Genomic DNA, 4295 nt, shown 5'->3' with positions numbered 1-4295 from the left:
TAATTTGGTAAGTATGATATAATATAATTAATAGAACTCACTACGCCTCTTAGTAATGCGCACCAAGTGAGACATTTGCGAAAAATATTGGATTAATACAGTATTTTTCATAGGGCTGGGGAGAAATCCTTAGCCTTTTTTATTTTTGAAGGATTTTCAAAACAAATGGAGAATATTTAAATAAGATGAAATAACATAATGGATACTTGGTGCAATAATTAAGGTTATATAAAAATAAATTGTATTATTTTATGGTAAATGTATTATAATAGGGATATATAAAAATTATAGGGGGTTTTAATAATGAGTAAAAAACATATAATCATTTCAATTATTTTAGTGACAATATCTTTTATTATTGGATTTTTCATAGGAGATACAACAGCTATAAATGCAGTAAATAAAAAAATAAGCCAAAGGGTGGAAACTACCAACGTGGCGGAAACAGTAGCACCTGTTAAGACAGAACCCAAAGAAGAAAATAAAGTGGCAACTAAAATAGGAAGCGAAGCTACATCGGGTAGTTGGAACATAAAGATTTTGGAAGCAAAAGAAGCAACTGTTGTAAAAGGTGGAGACAGTTCGGACAATAAAACTACAAAGGAAAAATTTATTGTTTTAAAATTACAAATGAAGAACATAACTACTGCACCAGTACAATATGCACCAACGGAATTTATGCTAGGTGATATAAAGTCCAAGAGTCAATATAATACAGCTTTTGAAGCTATGCAGACAGCAAACAGTAACGAGATAATATATAAAGAGAATAGTGAATTTATAGGTGTATATGATGATGCAAACCCCAATATGCCAAAACAAACTTATATAATATTTGAGGTTCCTAAAACTTTTAATATTGCAGATGGAGTGTTGATTAATGCAAATAGTGGTGCAGAGGCTGTTGGGTATAGTATAAAATAAATTAGCCACTAATTAGCCACCTAGTAACAAAATGATTATGTAACCTAATTAGCATTAACCTGAGAATTAATTTTCTCAGGTCCTTTTTTATTTGGGTATATAACTTTTGGTTATGAAATATTTTACAAAGAGTAAATTAAAAAGGGAACGAATGTTCTATACTTTTAAGAGATATAGTGCTATCATTAAACTATTAAGGGTATATTTAACAAAATAATTACACAATACAATATATGGGGGAATATAAATGGAAGTGTATGATGTTTTGGACGAAATTATCGAAGAAATAGAAAACAGTTGAATATAAATTCAGCTGTTTAACCCCATTTAAAATCTATACGTCAAAAATCCGTCAAAATAATAAATGTAATCTATTCTTTTTAGTTTGTTATATTTTTATATATTTTCGATAAAGATGGCTTAAATACTACATTTAAATACAATTATTGAATTATACTATAACCATTTACAATATTGCTTCAATATCGTAATTGTACCATGCTAGCCCTGTGATACCAATAATTTTATACGTTTCGTCAAAAATTTCGTCAAAAATTATAAAATATTATTAATAATACTAGTAGCTTTTTTAATCATATCATCGTTTATATGAGAATATGACTTCATAGTTTGTTGTTCAGTATGCCCAAGGAATTGAGCAGCAACTTTATAAGGAGCTCCATTACTTATTAACGTAGTTGCATAAGTGTGTCTTAGTTCATGGATTGTTATATTGTACCCTCCAAGTCTAAAAAGTCTATTTAGACAGATGCTAATAGAGTCAGTATTCTTAAAATTTAAAATCCGGCCATTAATTTCTCTTACTTTAGTGGAGTTTTTTAAAAGAGTTAATGTAGTTGGAGATATTGGAACATCTCTGTAAGAATTTTTAGATTTAAGGGTACCAAATCCATAGCTACCATCTTTTAATTGCTTCCATTGTTTTGTAACTTTAATTACATTATTTATCTCGTCAATATCCTCCCAGTTGAGTCCTAAAATTTCTCCTAAACGTAATCCGCATTTCAGCGCAATTAGTATAAGTAAATAATATCGTGTTTCTTTAAAATCTTCAAGTATTTTTTCACACTCAACTTTATTTAATGCTCTTTTGTTTATTTCTTCTTTGTATTTATTATATTTAATATTTTTAATCGGAGTTTTAAAAATTATACCATACTCAACAGCAGAATTAAAAACAGTACTTAATTGTTGCAAATAATATTCTATCGTATTACTTTTTATTCCACTCTTGGTTAACTTATCAACTATTGGTTGTATGTCTAAATTGGTTATTTTAGATACTTCAATTTTGTCTAATTTTTCAAAATGATTCAATACAGTTTTAAGTGCTAACACTGTATTTTTCTCACGGTATATAATCAGATGCTCTTTATGCTTAGTTGAAAATTCTTTAAATGTAATTCCTATCATATTTTTATCGATGCCATTTTCGGCCTGTTTTTTCAAGTCTAAAACAACAGCATCCATATCAGACTGTGCTAACGATTTGCCTTCCTTCTTAAGTATATAACCCTGTTTACTCTTAGTTTTCCACTTTCCTTCATTATCCTTATAAGTAATAATATATTGATAACTTTTATCTTTTTTCCTTATAAGGGTTGAGTATTGTAATTGCATATAATTTTCTCCTTTCAAAAATATAAATATTTATTAAACATATTTCTTATCTATTTTGTTTTTAATTTCAGCGTTTATTAGCCTCCATATAAATTCTTTACTTTTATCATCCATAGAGCCATCCTTGTCAATCATACCTTTATCTATCATATAATCCAAAAGGGTACTTAAAGCGTTTAAGTCACCATATTTTTTTTCATCTTTCCCGTACCACCAGTCAATGCTCTTCCCGCTATGCTCAGACAATAATTTTAAAACTTTCTTTGAGGGTGGTCTTATCTCCGCCTCAATCTGGCTTATTATACTTCTTGATATTTTAACTCTTTTTGAAAATTCATCTTGTGTTAATCCTAACTCAGCTCTATACCTTTTTATTTTTTCACCAAACATCATTAAATAAACCCCTTTCAAAAATGTTTCTATTGATATTATATGCAACAAAATGAAACAAAGCAAGCATTATTTTAAACAATTGCTACAAATTGTAATACTAAGAAACATAAAGCAATACTTAGAAATAGTTATTATCAGCGATATAAACGCTTAAATTGGGGTTATACGACTGTTGAATAATGTTACGTTATGTAGCAATATGTAAACAAGAAAGGAAGTGAATGAGGATGAATATCGACATACAGAAATTAATTGAAGCAAGAGTAGAAAGTGGATTCAATATTGCAGAAATTGTAGAGAAGACAGAAATAAGCAGAGCTACCTTATGGAGAATAGAAACAGGAAAATCTAAACCGACAGCAAGGGTGCTTGGAAAACTATGTAAATTTTACAATAAACAGGCTAGTTATTTTTTAAGGGGGTAGTGCGTATGGATATATTTGAAATTTTAGACAATATCATTGAAGAAATTGAGAAAGATAAAAAGGAGGAACGTTAAGTTGGACATGTTGTTAACTCAAAAGAATATAGCTGATAGGTGGCAACTAACCGTAAGAGCAGTAGAAAATTGTAGAAAGGCAGGAGTTATAACAGCAGTAAAAGGAGTTCCGGGCATACGGTTTAACCTGCACCATATTGAAGCTATTGAAGACACTAAGCCAGATAGGTTCTCTCCCCTAGAACGCAGGAAACTAGAAAGAGAAATCGACCAACTTAAACAAAAGCTAGCTATTTATGAAGATGTAAGAGCTGTACTTTTAAATGCATCAAGTAGAATGATAAATCTATGAAGGAGGACAAACCCTATGAATGATTTACAGATATTTAAAAATGATCAATTTGGAGAAATAAGAACAATCTCAAAATATGGACAAACATGGTTTGTAGCAAAAGACATTTCAAACATTTTAGGATATTCAGAAACTAATCGAATGACTACGAGGCTTGATGATGACGAATCCATATCCACCAGATTGGAGGGTATGAACATGAACTCAACTTTAATTAATGAAAGCGGTCTTTATAGTGCAGTTTTAGGAAGTCAAAAACCTGAATCAAAGAAATTTAAAAAGTGGGTTACTAGCGAAGTCCTTCCAACAATAAGAAAACATGGTGCATATATGACAGATAACACAATAGAAAAAGCATTAATGGACCCGGACTTTTTAATAAAACTAGCTACTAACTTAAAGGAGGAAAAGTTCAAAAGATTAGAAGCTGAAAACAAAATTGAGTTAGATAGACCAAAGGTAATATTTGCAGATGCTGTTTCAGTTTCTCATACGTCGATTTTAGTAGGAGAACTCGCAAAACTTTTAAAACAAAATGGAATTGAT

At 29.8% G+C, this 4295-nt stretch carries 6 protein-coding genes; 4 read left to right on the top strand and 2 right to left on the bottom strand.

The window, feature by feature from the left end; all coding sequences use genetic code 11:
• The first annotated feature begins 303 nt into the window (after nt 1-303).
• On the top strand, nt 304-924 hold the full coding sequence (locus JJD95_RS19780; protein WP_291645181.1) for a DUF4352 domain-containing protein: 621 nt from the start codon (nt 304-306) through the stop codon (nt 922-924).
• A gap of 555 nt (nt 925-1479) precedes the next feature.
• On the opposite strand, the gene JJD95_RS19775 is transcribed toward JJD95_RS19780, so the two are convergent.
• On the bottom strand, nt 1480-2565 hold the full coding sequence (locus JJD95_RS19775) for a site-specific integrase (RefSeq protein ID WP_291645179.1): 1086 nt from the start codon (nt 2563-2565) through the stop codon (nt 1480-1482).
• A gap of 33 nt (nt 2566-2598) precedes the next feature.
• The gene (locus JJD95_RS19770; protein WP_291645177.1) at nt 2599-2958 is read right to left on the bottom strand and encodes a helix-turn-helix transcriptional regulator; all 360 of its coding nucleotides are present in this window, start codon (nt 2956-2958) and stop codon (nt 2599-2601) included.
• Between the two features lie 227 nt (nt 2959-3185).
• Between JJD95_RS19770 and JJD95_RS19765 the strand changes: the two genes are divergently transcribed.
• From JJD95_RS19765 to JJD95_RS19755, 3 genes are all read left to right on the top strand, one after another.
• Complete coding sequence (locus tag JJD95_RS19765; RefSeq protein WP_291645175.1) at nt 3186-3383, top strand: helix-turn-helix transcriptional regulator; 198 nt, start codon at nt 3186-3188, stop codon at nt 3381-3383.
• A gap of 75 nt (nt 3384-3458) precedes the next feature.
• Nucleotides 3459-3749 carry a histidine kinase gene (locus tag JJD95_RS19760; protein ID WP_291645173.1) on the top strand — a complete coding sequence of 97 codons (291 nt, stop codon included), beginning with the start codon at nt 3459-3461 and terminating at the stop codon, nt 3747-3749.
• A gap of 15 nt (nt 3750-3764) precedes the next feature.
• The coding region (locus tag JJD95_RS19755; RefSeq protein WP_291645171.1) for a BRO family protein at nt 3765-4295 on the top strand (531 nt) is incomplete at its 3' end.

The sequence above is a fragment of the Clostridium sp. genome (assembly GCF_016650035.1).
Classification (GTDB): Bacteria; Bacillota; Clostridia; order Clostridiales; family Clostridiaceae; genus Clostridium_AD.
This window is presented reverse-complemented; position numbering and strand designations above follow the sequence as displayed.

Bases quoted from the DNA above. Each gene is read 5' to 3' on its own strand.
- JJD95_RS19780 (WP_291645181.1), top strand. From the start codon at position 304: ATGAGTAAAAAACATATAATCATTTCAATTATTTTAGTGACAATATCT.
- JJD95_RS19775 (WP_291645179.1), bottom strand. From the start codon at position 2,565: ATGCAATTACAATACTCAACCCTTATAAGGAAAAAAGATAAAAGTTAT.
- JJD95_RS19770 (WP_291645177.1), bottom strand. From the start codon at position 2,958: ATGATGTTTGGTGAAAAAATAAAAAGGTATAGAGCTGAGTTAGGATTA.
- JJD95_RS19765 (WP_291645175.1), top strand. From the start codon at position 3,186: ATGAATATCGACATACAGAAATTAATTGAAGCAAGAGTAGAAAGTGGA.